Here is a 401-nt window from a genome sequence, read left to right as displayed (position 1 = left end):
ATCCACGCCGACCCACATCGGGTAGGTTTTCAGCTCATGCGGCGGGGCTATCGGTTCGCAGTCGTCCCATTTCAACATGTCCATCCACGCGGATTCGGCGGTAACCCACAGGTTCAGGTGCTTGGTGAAGAAGTTATGCCGGGCAGACACCTGCTCTTTGGCCTTTTTCGCCAGCCGACGCAGGTCGTCCCACCTCTTGCAGATACCCAACCCCGGATTGGCCTTTTGCCAAACCGTTTCATCAAAGGGGTCATCCTCTTTGTCGAGGGTGTAGATAATGCCGAAGAAGGTGTCGTCGGGCGCCTGACCGCGCAGCACCTTGACGGTGTAGTCGCGCAGTTCGTAACAGATGCCTTCCTTATTGAAACCTGCTGTGGTGATACCGAACAGCAGCGATTGTA

Annotated in this window: 1 protein-coding gene; it reads right to left on the bottom strand. The window is 56.1% G+C overall.

The features are described from left to right. On the bottom strand, window positions 1-401 hold a 401-nt coding region (locus tag Xkoz_RS19410; RefSeq protein WP_244183536.1), incomplete at both ends, for a terminase TerL endonuclease subunit.

It is taken from the genome of Xenorhabdus kozodoii, assembly GCF_002632875.1.
Lineage (GTDB): Bacteria > Pseudomonadota > Gammaproteobacteria > Enterobacterales > Enterobacteriaceae > Xenorhabdus > Xenorhabdus kozodoii.
This window is presented reverse-complemented; position numbering and strand designations above follow the sequence as displayed.